General features: G+C 43.8%; 15 protein-coding genes. 11 read left to right on the top strand and 4 right to left on the bottom strand.

What is annotated here, in order from left to right; all coding sequences use genetic code 11:
• Window positions 1-47: 47 nt before the first annotated feature.
• On the bottom strand, window positions 48-1094 hold the full coding sequence (gene hemF, locus FIS9605_RS0101365; protein WP_026730984.1) for an oxygen-dependent coproporphyrinogen oxidase: 1047 nt from the start codon (window positions 1092-1094) through the stop codon (window positions 48-50).
• 794 nt (window positions 1095-1888) lie between these two features.
• Between hemF and FIS9605_RS0101360 the strand changes: the two genes are divergently transcribed.
• The 9 genes from FIS9605_RS0101360 to lepB all read left to right on the top strand — a co-directional run bounded on the left by FIS9605_RS0101360 (window position 1889) and on the right by lepB (window position 12253).
• The gene (locus FIS9605_RS0101360; protein WP_026730983.1) at window positions 1889-2413 is read left to right on the top strand and encodes a hypothetical protein; all 525 of its coding nucleotides are present in this window, start codon (window positions 1889-1891) and stop codon (window positions 2411-2413) included.
• Between the two features lie 163 nt (window positions 2414-2576).
• Window positions 2577-3647 carry an Mrp/NBP35 family ATP-binding protein gene (locus tag FIS9605_RS0101355; protein WP_026730982.1) on the top strand — a complete coding sequence of 357 codons (1071 nt, stop codon included), beginning with the start codon at window positions 2577-2579 and terminating at the stop codon, window positions 3645-3647.
• 102 nt (window positions 3648-3749) lie between these two features.
• Complete coding sequence (gene rodA / locus FIS9605_RS0101350) at window positions 3750-5063, top strand: rod shape-determining protein RodA (protein WP_026730981.1); 1314 nt, start codon at window positions 3750-3752, stop codon at window positions 5061-5063.
• 129 nt (window positions 5064-5192) lie between these two features.
• Window positions 5193-5390, top strand: a complete 198-nt coding sequence (locus FIS9605_RS0101345) for an NAD(P)H dehydrogenase subunit NdhS (protein WP_026730980.1) — start codon at window positions 5193-5195, stop codon at window positions 5388-5390.
• Window positions 5391-5482: 92 nt separating this feature from the next.
• Window positions 5483-6139, top strand: a complete 657-nt coding sequence (locus FIS9605_RS0101340; protein ID WP_026730979.1) for a hypothetical protein — start codon at window positions 5483-5485, stop codon at window positions 6137-6139.
• 251 nt (window positions 6140-6390) lie between these two features.
• Window positions 6391-8526, top strand: a complete 2136-nt coding sequence (locus tag FIS9605_RS0101335; RefSeq protein ID WP_026730978.1) for a cation:proton antiporter domain-containing protein — start codon at window positions 6391-6393, stop codon at window positions 8524-8526.
• A 324-nt stretch (window positions 8527-8850) separates the two neighbouring features.
• Entirely contained in the window at window positions 8851-9786 is a 936-nt protein-coding gene (locus FIS9605_RS0101325; RefSeq protein ID WP_026730976.1) for a UDP-glucuronic acid decarboxylase family protein, read from the top strand.
• Between the two features lie 115 nt (window positions 9787-9901).
• Window positions 9902-11293 carry a UDP-glucose dehydrogenase family protein gene (locus FIS9605_RS0101320; RefSeq protein ID WP_026730975.1) on the top strand — a complete coding sequence of 464 codons (1392 nt, stop codon included), beginning with the start codon at window positions 9902-9904 and terminating at the stop codon, window positions 11291-11293.
• A 387-nt stretch (window positions 11294-11680) separates the two neighbouring features.
• Window positions 11681-12253: a signal peptidase I gene (gene lepB, locus FIS9605_RS0101315; protein ID WP_026730974.1), complete on the top strand. Its 573-nt coding sequence runs from the start codon at window positions 11681-11683 to the stop codon at window positions 12251-12253.
• A gap of 66 nt (window positions 12254-12319) precedes the next feature.
• On the opposite strand, the gene FIS9605_RS0101310 is transcribed toward lepB, so the two are convergent.
• Both FIS9605_RS0101310 and FIS9605_RS0101305 read right to left on the bottom strand, forming a co-directional pair.
• Window positions 12320-12862: a helix-hairpin-helix domain-containing protein gene (locus tag FIS9605_RS0101310; protein WP_026730973.1), complete on the bottom strand. Its 543-nt coding sequence runs from the start codon at window positions 12860-12862 to the stop codon at window positions 12320-12322.
• A 122-nt stretch (window positions 12863-12984) separates the two neighbouring features.
• The gene (locus FIS9605_RS0101305) at window positions 12985-13359 is read right to left on the bottom strand and encodes an NINE protein (protein ID WP_026730972.1); all 375 of its coding nucleotides are present in this window, start codon (window positions 13357-13359) and stop codon (window positions 12985-12987) included.
• 337 nt (window positions 13360-13696) lie between these two features.
• Here FIS9605_RS0101305 and FIS9605_RS0101300 point away from each other — a divergent pair, with 337 nt between their 5' ends.
• Window positions 13697-14020: a DUF1825 family protein gene (locus FIS9605_RS0101300; protein WP_026730971.1), complete on the top strand. Its 324-nt coding sequence runs from the start codon at window positions 13697-13699 to the stop codon at window positions 14018-14020.
• 129 nt (window positions 14021-14149) lie between these two features.
• Here the strand turns inward: FIS9605_RS0101300 and FIS9605_RS0101295 are convergent, their stop codons facing one another.
• The gene (locus FIS9605_RS0101295) at window positions 14150-16069 is read right to left on the bottom strand and encodes a transglycosylase domain-containing protein (protein WP_026730970.1); all 1920 of its coding nucleotides are present in this window, start codon (window positions 16067-16069) and stop codon (window positions 14150-14152) included.
• A 176-nt stretch (window positions 16070-16245) separates the two neighbouring features.
• Between FIS9605_RS0101295 and tyrS the strand changes: the two genes are divergently transcribed.
• The gene (tyrS, locus tag FIS9605_RS0101290; RefSeq protein WP_026730969.1) at window positions 16246-17415 is read left to right on the top strand and encodes a tyrosine--tRNA ligase; all 1170 of its coding nucleotides are present in this window, start codon (window positions 16246-16248) and stop codon (window positions 17413-17415) included.
• Window positions 17416-17463 lie beyond the last annotated feature (48 nt).

Genomic DNA, 17463 nt, shown 5'->3' with positions numbered 1-17463 from the left:
CACCTTGATTGCTTAGTGCTTTCCTTTAGTAGTTTAACTCACACTCTTTACGTATGGCTTGGTGTCCAGTTTACCCAGTCTTGGGGTTTGAGGAAGGTTTCGTACAACTCGGCTTCGGGTGAGTTTGGCTCAGGCTTGTAGCCGTATTCCCACCGTACTAGGGGAGGTAGGGACATCAAAATTGATTCGGTACGACCGTTGGTTTGCAGTCCAAAAATTGTACCTCGGTCATAAACTAGATTAAATTCTACATACCGTCCCCGGCGGTACAGTTGAAAATTGCGTTGGCGATCGCCATATTCCATCTTGTGTCGCTGCTCTGCGATTGGTAGGTAGGCGCTTAAAAAGGCTTTGCCGCAGCTTTGCACAAAGGCAAACAAATCTTCCCAACTGCGTGGTGCAATAGTTCCCAATTGGTTGCTGTACTTAGCAGCTTCGCTATCAGTATGAGGACCGCGATATAAAGCACCTTGACCATCTTGATAATCAAAAAACAGACCACCAACGCCCCGCGTCTCCCCCCGATGCTTTAAGTAAAAATACTCATCACACCAGCGTTTAAAGACTGGGTAATACTCTGAGTGATGAGCATCACAGGCTTGCTTGAATGTTTGATGGAAATGAATGGCATCTTCAGCAAAGGGATAATAGGGGGTCAGATCGGCACCACCACCAAACCACCATACCGGGCCTGCTTCAAAATAGCGATAATTGAGGTGAACGGTGGGTACGTAAGGATTGCGGGGATGCAACACCATTGAAGTGCCTGTGGCATAGAAATCATGTCCTTTTGCTTCTGGGCGTTGTGCGAGAATTGAAGGCGGTAAATGGGAACCCCAAACTTCAGAAAAATTTACACCACCTTGTTCAAAGATTGCGCCTTCTCGCATCACGCGCGATCGCCCACCGCCTCCCTCCGGACGTTCCCAAGAATCTTCCTGAAATTTACCTACACCATCCAATTTTTCTAAAGCTTGGGTAATTTCGTCTTGTAAACTTTTCATAAACTCACTGACCCTAGCTTTAGCGTCAGTTGGTGGTAAAGATGCAGATGATTCTACTGGTAAAGCCGGTCTTTGAGAGTTAGTCACCATAAATTCAACAACCTAAATAACTATTTGCAAAAAGCAACAATTTTTTAACTAAGAACCCACCACAGCAGCAGCCAACAATTCGGCTAAAAATGCCCACCTTGCTTTTCTCTTGAGGATCAAGCATTCAGGCAGTGGGTGGGCATGACTAGAGTTATTTTCTCTCAAATGCGTATAGGCTTGTATATTGATTGATTTTTTTCAACTTCTTTTCTAAATGTAAATATTCTGGTATGAATACTCTACTTTGGCGAATTAGTCTATAAGCACTTTTGACCTTGTAAGTAATTCAAAAGCGGGCTACTTTGACAAAAAAATTACTTTGGTAAAACCTAAATGCTATGTCTGAATTTAGCCCAAATTTTACTGTGGAGACCCTATTCACCAAAATCAAAGTAAAACAGTATAATCGCACACCAAATTTTTCTGTGCATTTCCGCAGTAGGTAGGAAGATATCGGGTGCTGATTAATAGTATTTATAAAAAGTAGAAAAAATATGGTTTCTCTTGCAGGGTTGTTACCTCAGGCATCAGAAGTTTCAAGGAGAATGGGGACTAGAGACTAAGAACTAGGGACTGGAAAGGGTTAAGGGGCATGGGACAAAGGGCATGGGAAAAAACAAGAGGGGGAAGGGTAAAGGAGGAAGGCTGAAAGGGTAGTAATATTCCTTTACCCTTTACCCTTTACCCTTTACCCTTTACCCTTTACCCAATCCCCAATCCCCATTCCCCAATACCCAATACCCATCCATCATGCAAGAGTTACCAGAAAGCATGTAGCGAAGAGGATTAGGAAAATGCGAGCTTGGTTGCCCAACTTCATCCACCGCAAACGTCGTCGGTTTTGCGCTTCTCTAATACGAACTTATCGCGAGATTAGTTCTGCTTCTGTTGATGAACTGTGGCAAAAGCTAGTTAACTTGGCAGACGTCTCCTGGCATCCACTTCTCAAAAGCACGAACGTCCCTTATGGATTAGTACCCAAACCAGGATTAATTTATCAAGCGGTGACACGTTTTTCACCAATTCCGATACGTATTTTTGTAGAGCGCGTCAATCCCAGAGAGTTACTGAGTATCAGAATATTGGCGATTCCTGGTGTTGAAGAACGAATCACTTACACTATAGAGTCTACCCTTTGCGGTACCTATTTGTCATATTCTGTTACACTACGCGGTTGGTTATCGCCCTTGATTTGGTCATTTTCTCGTCCTTACGCCGATCGCGTCGCCAAAGCTTTAATCGAGGCAGTTGAAAAAGGGACATTATCAGCAGTTTCAGGGAAAGGGAAACCACTCAAGGATAGTTGTTTTGATTTTTAGGTAAGGAATAAGGGGTAATGGGTAATGAGTAATGGAAAGAATAAGTCTTCTCAATTACCTATTACCTATTACCTATTACCCAACAAAGTTAAGATGCAAGTAGATAACTAGATAATCATTGCTGTTTGTTAAATAATGTTGCGGCAGTAAGGGTAAAAACACTATGAATAATGTCCTCGATTCTCGCTCAGTCTTAGAAGTGTTGCGACCGGTACAAGACCCAGAACTCCGCAAAAGTCTGGTAGAAATGAATATGATTCGCAACATTAAAATTGACGGAGGCAAAGTAAATTTTACTTTGGTGTTGACTACACCTGCCTGCCCGTTACGTGAATTCATCGTGGAAGACTGTCAAAAAGCGGTGAAAACTTTACCAGGTGTTACGGATGTATCCGTAGAAGTAACAGCAGAAACACCCCAGCAAAAAAGTTTACCCGATCGCACAGGCGTGACTGGTGTAAAGAATATTATCGCCATTTCTAGTGGTAAAGGCGGCGTCGGTAAAAGTACGGTGGCTGTGAATGTAGCAGTCGCTCTGGCACAATCTGGGGCGAAGGTAGGTTTGCTTGATGCGGATATTTACGGGCCTAACGATCCTACGATGCTGGGATTAGCTGATGCTCAGATTGTAGTGCGCTCCTCGGAGAAAGGAGAAGTATTGGAGCCTGCTTTCAATCATGGCGTCAAACTAGTATCAATGGGCTTTTTGATTGACCGCGATCAGCCTGTGATTTGGCGCGGGCCAATGCTGAATGGGGTAATTCGCCAGTTTCTCTATCAAGTGCAATGGGGAGAACTGGACTATATGATTGTCGATATGCCACCGGGAACAGGGGATGCTCAGTTAACATTGACACAAGCAGTGCCAATGGCAGGAGCAGTGATTGTAACGACACCGCAAACTGTCGCTTTGTTAGATTCTCGCAAAGGTTTGCGAATGTTTCAGCAAATGCACGTACCTGTCTTGGGGATAGTCGAAAACATGAGTTATTTCATTCCCCCGGATATGCCGGATAAGCAGTATGACATTTTTGGATCTGGTGGTGGCTCTAAAACAGCGGCAGAGTTGGGAGTGCCGTTGTTGGGGTGCATACCATTAGAAATTTCCACGCGCATCGGCGGAGACAGTGGTGTACCAATAGTTGCAGCCGATCCAGATTCAGCCAGTGCCAAAGCATTCAAGGCGATCGCCCAAATAATCGCAGGCAAAGTATCAGTTGCTGCCCTTACATAAGAAATTGTAATTTTTGTCTGGGTAACAAACTATGGGTCGGAATACAGACTTTTAGTAGTCAGTAAATTTAAAATCTAAAAACTAAGAGTCTACAATCCCCCCATGTTGTTAAAAAGGTCACGCTCTCCCCTCTTGCAAATTCGCTGGAAATATTGGTTTAAACCTTGGCAGCAAATGGACTGGCTGTTATTTTGTTTGCCCGTAGGTTTGACCATATTTGGTGGCATCATGATCCGCAGTACCGAATTGAACCAGGGACTCACCGACTGGTGGTGGCACTGGCTGATTGGTGCTATTGGTTGCGCGATCGCCTTGATGCTGGCCCGCTTTCGTTATGAAAATCTACTCCAATGGCATTGGGTGACATACACAATTACCAACATCAGCTTGATCGCAGTCATGGTAATTGGTCACAGTGCTAAAGGCGCACAACGGTGGATCAACATCTTTGGTTTCAACATCCAGCCTTCAGAATTTGCCAAAATCGGGATCATTATCACCCTAGCCGCTTTGCTACACAAACGCACTGCTTCTAGCCTTGATAGCGTTTTCCGCGCTTTGGCAATTACTGCCATTCCTTGGGGATTGGTATTTTTGCAACCAGACTTGGCAACATCACTAGTATTTGGTGCGATCGTCTTGGGGATGTTGTACTGGGCAAATGCTAACCCAGGCTGGTTGATACTAATGATTTCTCCGATTTTTGCCGCGATTTTGTTTAGCATACCCTGGCCCTTTGCGATCGCTTTCTCCAAAGACATTACTTTCGGCCCGTTAGGGTTAGTTTGGTCAGTAATCATGGGGATTGTTGGCTGGCGTACCCTCCCTTGGCGAAAATATAACTTTGGCGCTATCGGTGCATGGAGTCTGAATATGCTGGGTGGCGAATTAGGACTGTTTATTTGGAACCACGTGCTGAAAGACTATCAAAAAGACCGACTCACTTCATTCATGAACCCCAAAGCCGATCCCCTCGGCGCTGCTTATCACCAAATCCAATCTCGCATTGCCATTGGTGCTGGTGAGTGGTGGGGATGGGGTCTTTTCAAAGGTCCGATGACTCAGTTGAATTTCGTTCCCGAACAGCACACAGATTTTATCTTCTCTGCCGTGGGAGAAGAATTCGGTTTCATTGGCTGTTTGATATTGCTCTTTGTCTTCTGCTTAATTTGTCTGCGCCTGTTACACGTTGCCCAAACTGCCAAAGATAATTTTGGCTCATTATTAGCTATTGGTGTTTTGTCCATGATCGTGTTTCAGATGATTGTCAACATTGGCATGACTGTTGGTTTAGCGCCAGTAGCAGGAATTCCCTTACCTTGGATGAGTTACGGGCGTTCTGCTATGTTGAAAAACTTTATTGCCTTGGGAATAGTCGAGTCTGTGGCTAATTTTCGCCAAAAGCAGAAATATTAATCCTTTGTGTGTTGTTTGTTGTTTGTTGTTTGTTGTTGGTTCTAACAACCAACAACCAACTACCAACAACTAACCAATGACCAGTCACAAGTATTAAGCTATTAACAGGAAACCTAGAGAGTAAAAATCATGATCCTGCCAGGAGCAACTGTTCGCGTCAAGAATCCGAAAGATACCTATTATCGCTATGAAGGACTCGTGCAACGGGTAAGTGATGGCAAGGTCGCCGTACTGTTTGAAGGTGGTAACTGGGATAAATTAATTACCTTTCGTCTCTCAGAACTAGAACCTGTAGAGACAACAGCCGGACGTAAAAAAGCAAAATAGTCCAAAGTCCAGAGTCAAGAGTCAATAGTTCATAACATTGTGACTCTTGACTTTTGAATGCGTGACTTTTGAATGCGTGACTTTTGATAACTATGCGTCTTCCCCTGCCACAATTTAACAGAGGCGATCGCCACCCCAACCACTTTGCGGAGGTGGTCGAAACTACTACTTGTGAGTTTTTAGCCCAGTGTCTGGAACCGGAAGACTTGAGCTTTCCTCCCATGCCTCCCTTTGGCAGTTGGGTTTTTTCTGTGGATGAAGAATCAGGCAATCAAGTGTATGCTGTGGTCTACCATGCCACGACTATGCCCATCGATTCCGTACACAGACCAGTGGCTCTAGGATTGTCGCTACAGGAGTTGCGAGAGGAACAACCCCAGATATTCGCCATGCTCAAAACCGAATTTCGTGCTGCGATCGTAGGCTTTGCAACAGGCTCCAATATACGGGGTTCTAGTGCTCGACTGTATCAGTATTTACCTCCTCGTCCACCGCAAATTCATCAACCAGTTTATCGATGCGAAAGTGAAGCGATAATTAAATTTACCGAACAGCTAGATTTTTTGCGGACACTGCTTTTTGTCAACAGTGCGCCAGTAGATTCTTTGACCGCAGCAGCCATTCGCGAGGTATATCAGTTACGTAAAGCTGATCGAGAATGGCTCATACAAGCCGGACGTACCCTGAGCGTATTGCTCAAAGACGACTACGATCGCCTGCGGTTCATTTTGAGTCAAATCCACCCATAGGTAGTTCGTTCCTAGATAATTGCTTAGTTAGTGTAAGTAAAATTTTGATATTTATCGTCCAGGTGGCTTCTGCTGTTATTTCGTCACTAGGGGTATAAGTGGTTAGGGGTGTAGGGGTTTAGATGAACAAGATATTTCTTGCTCTTCTACACCCTTGAATCCATATACCCTTATACCCCGACCTTTGATCGTGATTCGAGGATTGCCCTAAGAGAATCACAGTCCCACCATCACCCCTGCAAGTCCTACCTATGGAACTGATCTCACAAGTTCTTGCTGTTGAAGATACTGCCCAAGTTCTCACCAAGGAACCCATTATTCCCTTTGCCATTCTACTGGTGGTCATTTTAGTCGTACCCGTCGTATTTGAGCGACTACGACTACCGGGACTGGTAGGTTTAGTGCTATCGGGGGTAGTACTTGGTCCCTATGGCTGGAATATATTCCAGACAGAATCGCCTGTTATGAGCCTGCTTGCAGACATTGGGTTAATTTATTTGATGTTTGTAGCAGGCTTAGAAATTGACTTAGAGCAGTTCCGCCGCAAAAAAAGTCAAGTTTTCGGCTTTGGCTGCTTGACCTTCAGTATACCTCTGATGGTGGGAATCTTGATCGGTCGGAGTTTTGGCTTTGGCTGGAATGAGGCTGTTCTAGTTGGTTCTATTTTGGCTTCCCACACGCTTTTAGCATATCCCCTCATTAATCGCTTGGGAGTAATAAACAACGAAGCAGTCAGCACGACGATCGGGGCTACGGTTTTAACGAACTTAGGTGCGCTACTAGTATTTGCCCTATGTTTAGCTGCCAACACCGCAAACTTGGGTTTCTGGCAGAGCATTCCTTTATTTAATTCACTAATTATTTACACCATTATTGTTTTGCTTGGCTGCAATTGGGCAGGCAAAGAATTTTTTCGGCGTTCGGGAGACGACGAGGGAAATCAGTTCTTGTTTGTGTTACTTTCTGTATTTCTTGCTGCCGTAGGTGCCCAATTGATAGGGGTAGAAAAAATTGTTGGAGCCTTTTTAGCTGGTTTGGCAGTGAATGAGGCGGTTGGCGAAGGCCCGGTAAAAGAGAAAGTGGTGTTTGTTGGTAGCGTACTATTCATTCCAATTTTCTTTGTTCATTTAGGCTTGCTCTTTGATCTGCCTACCCTTTTCAGCAGTATCACCACAATTAAATTAACGCTGTTGCTTGTAGTAGGTTTAATTGCCAGCAAATTTATCGCTGCTTTGGGGGCGAAGTTACTTTACCACTACAACTGGCAGGAAATGTTAACTATGTGGTCATTATCATTACCCCAGGTGGGTGTGACATTAGCCGCAACTTTAGTCGCGTATCAGAATAAGTTGCTATCGCCAACACTATTAAATAGTGCGATCGCCTTAATGTTGCTAACATCAACCCTAGGCTCGTTGATGAGCAGTCGGTTTGCCGTTGGTTTGACTTCCGCGATTGGGAAGGAAAAACCGTCAATAACGCCACCATACACCGATTCTGGAAAAAGAGACAACACTCCTTTTACTATCGTTGTACCAGTCCATAATCCCCAAACACAGCAGTATTTAATTGAAATGGCGGCGTTATTGGCACGTCAGGCAAATGGCAGGATTATACCGTTAGCTATTGCCACTGCAACAGCTCATATGGATGCACCTAAATTAGAGATCTCTCTAGAACGTAGCGAACGTTTGCTGCTTAAAGCTATGGCCTTGAGTAAAGTATTGGGTGTGGAAGCAGAACCATTACTGCGAATCGATGATGCCTTTGCACAGGGAATTAGCAGATCGGCACGCGAACAAAAGGCTAATTTAATCTTGATGGGATGGGGTAAACGAACTGGGTTGAGGGCGCGTTTATTCGGTAATGTGATTGATAGTGTTTTGTGGTCATCACATTGCCCAGTGGCGGTGACTCGTTTGGTAGAATCACCGAAAAAAATTCAGCGGATCTTGGTGCCAGTAGAAAATTTAATGGCACCAACATTGCAACCGATGCAATTTGCCCAGATGCTCGCAGAGGCAAATCAAGCGCAAGTAACCGTGTTGAATGTATGCGAACGCCGCACTAGTTCCAGCAAGATAGCGTGGAGGCGATCGCAACTTTCTCTACTGGTATCAAAATTAGCTTTAGCTAATCCACCAGAGATTCAAATTATTGCTCATGAAAATGTTGCTCAGGCCATCTTGCAGGCAGCACGATTATATGATTTAGTCGTGCTACCTTTTGTACGTAATCGCACTAGTCCAGGTGGTTTAGCTATTAGTGATGTCACAACTCAGTTAGCTAGACAACTTACCTGTTCTATTGTCATGCTTGGGGAACCACAACGCACTCAATCAACAGTTCTACCAGCGGGTGTTCCCGGTTCTACGGCAGTTGTGTAATTTGTTGTTCGTTGATTGTTGGTTGTTGTTCGGTGGTTGCTTCCAAACAACAAACAACATTTCCGACTTTAAAAAACTTTATATTTTTAAAGATTTCATGAAATCTTAGGGAAAAGATCGGTATTTCCAGAAGATGTTTGATAATTTTGCTTAAAGCATTGTTCAGCAATTGAATATAAACATAAAGACTCACATACAAAGGAAATTTGACTAACATTAGTTCTTTAGATACTCTTACTTGTGCTGTATTTTCTTTCTTTGAGTGGGTACTCTAAGCACAAGCACAATAGCAGCTGTTGAATATCTATAACTACTTGGAAAACTATGAGAATTTTGGTGACGGGCGGTGCTGGGTTTATTGGTTCCCATCTAATCGACCGACTAATAGCTGACGGACACGAAGTCATTTGTTTGGATAATTTCTATACAGGTCACAAACGTAACATCCTTAAATGGATGAATCACCCCTATTTTGAACTTATCCGCCATGACATTACTGAACCAATACGCTTAGAAGTCGATCAAATTTACCATTTAGCTTGTCCTGCTTCCCCAGTACATTATCAGTACAACCCAGTTAAAACTGTTAAAACCAACGTTATGGGAACGTTGAATATGTTGGGGTTAGCTAAGCGCGTGAAAGCACGCTTTTTATTAGCTTCCACAAGTGAAGTTTACGGCGATCCAGAAGTTCATCCCCAAAGCGAAGAATATAGGGGTAACGTCAATCCCATCGGACTTCGTTCATGCTATGACGAAGGCAAACGTATTGCTGAAACACTAGCATTTGATTACTACAGACAAAATAAAGTTGATATTAGAGTTGCTCGCATCTTTAATACCTATGGACCTCGAATGTTAGAAAACGACGGTCGGGTAGTGAGCAATTTGATAGTTCAAGCGTTGCGCGGTATTCCTTTAACCGTATACGGTGATGGTTCACAAACACGTAGTTTTTGTTACGTTTCAGACTTAGTAGAAGGGCTGATGCGATTAATGAATAATGACTACACAGGACCAGTCAATCTAGGAAACCCTGATGAATACACAATTTTAGAATTAGCCCAGGCAGTCCAAAATCTAATCAACCCAGATGCAGAGATTAAGTTTGAACCACTGCCCGCTGATGATCCGCGCCGCCGTCGCCCCGATATTACCAGGGCGAAAACCTGGTTAAATTGGGAACCTACCGTTCCTCTACAAGAAGGGTTAAAACTGACTGTAGAAGATTTCCGCGATCGTATAAAAAGTAGTCAATAGTCAATAGTCAATAGTCATTAGTCAAAAAATTTACTCTTGACTCTTGACCCTTGACTCTGGACTCTGGACTTATTCGTAGAAAATTAACCCCAAAAAAGTGAGGAATTAGAATAAGATGCGTGTTTGTGTTATTGGTACTGGTTACGTCGGTTTGGTTACAGGTGCTTGCTTGGCTCACATCGGGCATGATGTCATTTGTGTAGATAACAACGAAGAAAAAGTAAAATTAATGAAGTCTGGGCAGTCGCCTATATTCGAGCCGGGACTCTCAGAAATCATGCAGACTGCCATTGCTAATGGCAAGATCCAGTTCACAACTGATCTCGGTGCTGGAGTCACTCACGGGGAGATTCTGTTTATTGCTGTAGGAACACCGCCTCTACCCACTGGTGAAAGCGATACTCGCTACGTTGAAGCTGTTGCTCGTGGCATTGGTTCCCACTTAAATGGTGGCTATAAGGTGATTGTCAATAAATCTACTGTACCTATTGGCTCTGGTGACTGGGTACGGATGATTGTTCTAGATGGCATTGCCGAACGCCAAAAAACACTAGTGCCTGTTGGTGGGGGACACGATGAAGAAAAATTGCCTGAGATTACAGCCGAGTTTGATGTAGTTAGCAATCCAGAGTTTTTGCGGGAAGGTTCGGCAGTTTACGATACATTCAATCCCGATCGCATTGTTCTAGGTGGCAATAGCTCGAAAGCGATCGCTATGATGCAAGAACTGTATACCCCAATTGTAGAGCGCAAGTACGCTGAAGACCAGTCTTTACCACCAGTGCCAGTACTGGTAACGGATCTCAGTTCGGCAGAAATGATTAAATACGCTGCTAACGCCTTTTTAGCAACCAAGATTAGTTTTATTAACGAAGTAGCTAACATTTGCGATCGCGTTGGTGCTGACGTCACCCAAGTAGCAAAAGGCATCGGTCTTGACTCCCGCATCGGTAATAAATTCTTAAACGCTGGTATTGGCTGGGGTGGTTCCTGCTTCCCCAAAGATGTAGCAGCGCTGATTCACACTGCTGATGACTACGGCTACGAAGCACAGTTACTCAAAGCTGCTGTTTGCGTCAACCAACGCCAGCGCCTAATTGCTGTAGAAAAACTCCAGCAAGCACTGAAAATCCTTAAAGGTAAAACTGTTGGATTACTCGGTCTTACCTTCAAACCTGATACCGATGATATGCGCGACGCCCCTGCACTCAATCTGATCGAGCAGTTGAATCGACTGGGAGCCAAAGTCAAGGCATATGACCCGATTGTTTCCCAATCTGGTTTGCGTGATGGTCTTTCTGGTGTTCTGGTAGAAACAGATCCAGAAAGACTTGCCGATGGTTGTGATGCGTTGGTATTAGTAACCGAATGGCAACAGTTCAACCATCTCGACTACGCTAAGATGGCAAAATTGATGAACCACCCGGTCATGATTGACGGTCGTAACTTCCTCGACCCTGAAACAATGTTGAGAGCTGGCTTCCAGTACATTGGTGTAGGGCGATAATAGAGATGTAATGAGCCGCTAGTTATTAACTTCCACAAAAAGCCGACTGGGACTATCATCTTACCAGTCGGCAATTAGCTTTTTATAAGGAGGAAAAACTGAAAGTATACTAAAGCTTGTCTGATAATTATAAATTTTTCGACTAAGATTTTGAATTATTTTCTCTATCATCTAATCTAAGTATTGTCTTGAATTATACATTTCAATCTATAATTTAGCTTTGATAGTCTGAAAAATACCTGAGTAAGCCTAAAGAAAATATACGTACTGATACTTATTAATTTGCAATTTGTGAAACATATCTTGCTTATTAAAGATATATTTAGCTTAGCGTCAAAATAATTAATAGTGTTTGTCTAACTTTTGAACCTAATTCTTAAATTTTGTATGACCTCTCAGGAAAGTAATGCAAAAGAAGCTTCTGCGTCGTCAGGAGTGGGGCGCAGTTTGCGGGAAAATTTGGGTTTGATAGCTATTGCCTTAGTTTTAGCATTCTTAATCCGGACTTTTATTGCCGAACCTCGCTACATCCCTTCAGATTCAATGGTGCCAACCTTACATACAGACGATCGCTTAGTGGTAGAAAAAGTCTCTTACTATTTTCATCCTCCACATTCAGGCGATATCATCGTTTTTCAACCTCCCGAAGAACTCCAACGACGGGGATATCACAAAGACCAAGCTTTTATCAAACGCGTGATTGGGGAACCAGGTAAGATAGTTGCCATTAATAGTGGCAAAGTTTACATCAACGGAAAACCCTTAAAAGAAAACTACATTGCCGAACCACCAAATCAACCGTTTCCACCAGTACAAGTCCCTGAAAATGAGTTTTTTGTCATGGGAGACAACCGCAACGATAGTAATGACTCTCGTTACTGGGGCTTTTTACCAAGAAAAAATATCATTGGTCGGGCAGTGTTTCGCTTTTGGCCGCTTAGTCGAATTGGGTTTGTTTAATTAGTTGTTTGTTGTTTGTTGTTTGTTGGTTGCTCCAAACAACCACCAACAACCAACTATCAACATCTAAAACCTGAGATAATACATCAGCTGGGCAAGGATATCGCCCGATAAGTTTAGCCGTTGCTGGAAATCTACTAAGTTACGGTACAGCCCAGCTGATTGGCGGTTTTCGACTACTGCTTGGGCAAGAGACGCATCTATAAACGGTACTTTTAGCAAGCTTTCAATTGTTGCTGTATTGGGATTAATTACATAGGTAATATTATTAACAGCTTCGTCATCGTAATAACTAAAATTTAGAATTGGCTCTAAAGGCTTGAGTCGCTGTATCGATATACTCAAAGCCGCAGCTAGATCTTCAATACAGTAAAATTTAACACCACTACGCGAAAGTTCTACAAGCGATCGCGCTTGGTGAATCGATAACCCTGGCAGGCGCAACCAATCATCTACAGTTGCCTGATTAGCATCTATACGGATGCCTAGGGATGCAGCGATCACAATTTCCTCCGCTGATTGGAGTCGGTAGTAAGGATCGTTGAGCAGTTTAGAACGTAGTTTTTGCAGCCTAGGGTTGAGTGTAAATGGCAGCCTGTTTTGGTTCATGGTATTGGTGGATAGTGGATAGTGGATAGTGGTTAGTGGATAGTGGATAGTGGAAAAAACCGATTATGACTACTAACTACTAACTACTAACTACTAACCACTAACTACTAACTACCAACAAATCAAGAAATTTGGTCGAGTAACTGACGGCGTTTTTGCTCAAATTCATATTCAGAAATTAGTCCATCCTGACGCAGAGCATCTAATTCACGCAAAGCATCAGCGATCGCTCCAACTTGATTTGCCCCTGACTGCACGGAACGAACCACTGACTTGCCTTGATTAAAATTCTGATCGAAGGTTTCTTCATCCTGAGCTAAATACCAAACACCCTCTATAGCACTAGCTACCTTGGGAATCGGTGTCCAAGAAAGCAATAGGTATAAAAGACCCCACAGAGGCTGTCCCAAATAAAACTTATGTAAACCTGAAATTGTCAGCGTGCCAGCAAACGCTAAAATTGCAGCAACACTCCGGCTTTTTCGCTTAGTCAACATTTTCTTATCAATCTACCACTACCACATTTCTGACGGTAAGACAGCCATAGTAGCAAAGGACATTCATAAAATCAGCATTGCTGCTATCAAACTTTCAACCTCTGAATATATTGTATTAATTTAAGTCTGGTGCTACTAGCCAAATCTCATGACTCTTGAGTTTTGACTCTGGACTCTTGACTAATAACAGTCAAGTGTTGATATCTCGGTAACAAACCGTACTCTAACCGAAGTCTGTTTCTGATGTTAGTTACCTAGACTAAAATAAAGCTAAAGACATAAGTTTAAGATAAAGGTGAGCTACTGAGCATCGGTACTCATTTGATATAGAAGCAACATGGGATTCTTTGACTCTGAGATTGTTCAGCAAGAAGCGAAACAGCTGTTTGAAGATTATCAAGCGCTGATCAAACTTGGCAATAGTTACGGCAAGTTTGATCGCGAGGGTAAAAAGCTGTTTATTGAGCAAATGGAAGCAATGATGGAGCGCTATCGCGTCTTTATGAAGCGATTCGAGCTATCGGAGGATTTTATGGCGCAAATGACTATCCAGCAGTTGAAAACTCAGCTTAGTCAGTTTGGCGTCACACCACAACAAATGTTTGACCAAATGCAACTCACTCTAGAGCGCATGAAAGCAGAGCTAGAAAAACAGCCTTAGAAACCAAGGGCTAAGAGCTAGGGGCTAGAGAGACATTATTCTAAAATCAAAACTCTAAATTCAAAATCCTAGTTCTTAATTTCTATCTCTGATTTTTGATCGTCCCTTAGTCCATAATCCCTAATCCCTCTACTTTTTAGGGCGAGGAAACTGAGAAATAGGCTTGAAGTTCTCCACTGGCTGGTCTTTGAGCGCCCTAACCATAAAGTCGCGCCAGACGGGAGCAACCATAACACCACCTGTCGCACCGCGAGCCAATTGTCTATTGTCGTCTCTGCCCACCCAAACAGCAGTTGTTAGCTGGGGTACAGTACCGACAAACCAAATATCTTTTTCTGAAGAAGTAGTTCCTGTCTTACCAGCGGCTGGGCGACCAATGGCAGCATTTTTACCAGTACCATCAGTAATTACCGAGCGCATCGTGTCGATAGTTGCCGCTGCTGCCCAAGGTTCCAAAACTAGCTGGGGTTTGGGAGTATTATCTAGCAACACATTACCACTACTATCAGTGACGCGGGCAATTACCGTTGTCGGCGACTGCCAGCCATAATTGGCAAAGGTAGCATAAGCGGATGCCATTTCTAAAGGTGTTACACCAATAGCACCAAGAGGCAAAGAAGTCACTGGCTCCATTGGACTCATAATCCCTAGAGTACGGCAAGCCTCGACAACTTTATTCATGCCTACAGCCTTGCCAATTTTAATCACGGGGACGTTACGAGACAGCTTCAAAGCAGTGCGAATTGACATTGAGCCGCCATAACTACCATCGTAGTTTTTCGGGCTGTACCAACCGCTGCCATCTCGGTAACTGACTGGAGTATCGTAAACAATCGTTTCTGGCCCGTACTTACCAGTAGCAAAAGCAGTGTAGTAAACAAAGGGTTTAAAAGCAGATCCTGGTTGCCGATAAGCTTGAGTTGCTCGGTTAAACTCGCTAGTTCTGGAGTCTACACCACCCACCAATGCTTTGACATAATGCGTGCGGGGGTCAATTGCCACAAGGGCAATTTGATTTTTAGATAACCCTTGACCGAGAAGTCTTTTATGCCATTTACTGACAGTCTCCTCTGCCATTGCTTGAAACTTAGCGTCAACCGTAGTTTGTACCCGCATCCCGCCTTTTAGCAGCGCCTCGCGACCAAATTTTCTCGCTAACTCTTGGGAAACAGCGTTGGTTATATAAGGCAGGGCGCTACCTTGGAATGACCTAATTCTACCCAGCTTAATTTTTTCTTGCAGGGCGTCGTCGTACTCTTTCTGCGTGATCCAACCCAAAGAGAGCATCCGCCCCAAAACTTCTTTCTGTTGGTATTTGGCCTTTTCCATGCTGATAAAAGGGCTGTATTGTTCTGGCGCTTGGATCAAACCCGCCATCATTGCCGACTCAGCTAAGGTTAAATATTCGGCCGACTTGTTAAAGTAACTGCGCGCTGCCGTTTGTACGCCATAGTTGTTGTGACCCCAATACACTTGATTGAGGTACATTTCCAAAATTTGGTCTTTTGTGAGTATTTGTTCTAGGCGAATTGCCAATACCGCCTCTGCTATTTTGCGCGTAAACTCACGCCTTTGAGACAAAAACAAGTTTTTTACCAGCTGCATAGTAATGGTGGAACCACCCTCACGCACTCCACCTGCTATCCAGTTGGTGACAACAGCACGCCCCACACCTTTGGGGTTAATGCCGTGGTGATAGTAAAAGTCGCCATCCTCGCTTGCTAGCACTGCCCGCTTGAGTTCCGGAGAAATTTTATCTAGGGGTACCACTTCGCGGTTGGCTTCACCGTGGATACTCGCTAACAACTTGCCCTTGATGTCATAAATATAAGTAGTTTCTGAAGGGAAAAAGCTGCGTAGCTGCCTAACATCGGGCAAGTTGCGGAAACTAATGGCTAAGCCAACCAGTCCTCCCGCTACAATAGAACTCGCCAGCATGGTAATTGATAGTAGAGTACCGCCAGCTACCTGACCTACTCCTTTCAAAAACTCGACGCCAGATGAAGGGCTATTTTGGGATTCCTTATCTTCAAAAGTGCTAGACGACACGGCGTTCTCACTTCCTCACTTGTAAATATAACTATAATTTCTTTGGCGCAGTAAGGCGGTTAATTTTTTGCAATTATATTAGTTTGGCAGATAAAAGAGCGGAAGCATTGCTAGTGACTATAACCTACTTAACTTCTATAGTGCAAAGCATTGATAACATTCAACATCCTATTAGTATGGCGCAGAATTTTTCTTGGTTACGTCGTGGCGTAGTCGAAATTTTTCCACAACCAACTGACTCAGACAGTGAAACTGAAAGTTTAGAAAAGCGCTTGGCGACAACCGACCGACCTTTAAGGGTCAAGTATGGAATTGACCCTACGGGTGCGGAGATTCATCTTGGTCATACCATACCAATGCGAAAGCTGCGAGCGTTTCAAGATGCTGGCCATACAGCAGTGCTAATCATTGGTGATTTTACGGCACGCATAGGCGATCCTAGCGGTAAATCCGAAGTGCGTCGCCAATTGACCCAAGAAGAGGTCGAGAAAAACGCCCAGACGTACCTTGACCAAGTGCGGTCTATATTGGATTTTGACACACCTGGAAGGTTAGAGGTAAGGTACAATTCCCAATGGCTCTCCAAACTGGATTTGGGAAAAATTTTGGAGTTACTCTCAACCATGACGGTAGGGCAGATGCTAGCAAAAGAAGGATTTGCTGAACGTTATAAAAAAGAGAATCCAATTTTTCTACATGAGTTCCTTTATCCGTTGATGCAGGGCTTTGATTCTGTGGCAATCGAAGCAGATGTGGAATTAGGTGGTACTGACCAGAAATTTAACATAGCAGTTGGGCGAGATTTGCAGCGCCATTTTGGACAAAAACCCCAATTTGGGTTGCTGCTGCCGATTTTAATTGGCACTGATGGCGTGCAAAAAATGTCTAAGTCTTTAGGTAATTATGTAGGATTATCAGAACATCCAACTCAGAAGTATCAAAAGTTGCAAGGTGTACCCGACCATTTGCTGGAACAGTATTTTGAACTGCTGACGGATTTACCGCTGGAAAAACTGCCAGATAATCCACGCGATCGCCAAAAATTGCTCGCGCAAGAAATAGTCCGGCAGTATCACGGACATGAAGCCGTCAACAACATTGAAGCAGGTGATGTACCCGAATTTTCTCTATCTAAAGTAGAATTCCCGGCAAAATTATCCTATATTCTCAATGTCAGCGGCTTGTGTAAAAGCGGTGGGGAAGGAAAGCGGAAAATTCAAGAGGGTGGCGTGCGGCTAGATGGCGATCGCATCACCGATGTTGATGCCTCTTTCCAAGCACCTGGTGAATTGCATGGACGAGTTTTGCAACTGGGGAAAAATAAGTTTGTTCGACTTGTACCATGATGGGGATTGGGGATTGGGGATTGGAGATTAGTTTTTCTCCCCATCACC

Source organism: Fischerella sp. PCC 9605 (assembly GCF_000517105.1).
Taxonomy (GTDB): Bacteria; Cyanobacteriota; Cyanobacteriia; order Cyanobacteriales; family Nostocaceae; genus PCC9605.
The sequence above is the reverse complement of the archived record's forward strand: the minus strand, read 5'-3'. Positions and strand labels throughout refer to the sequence as shown.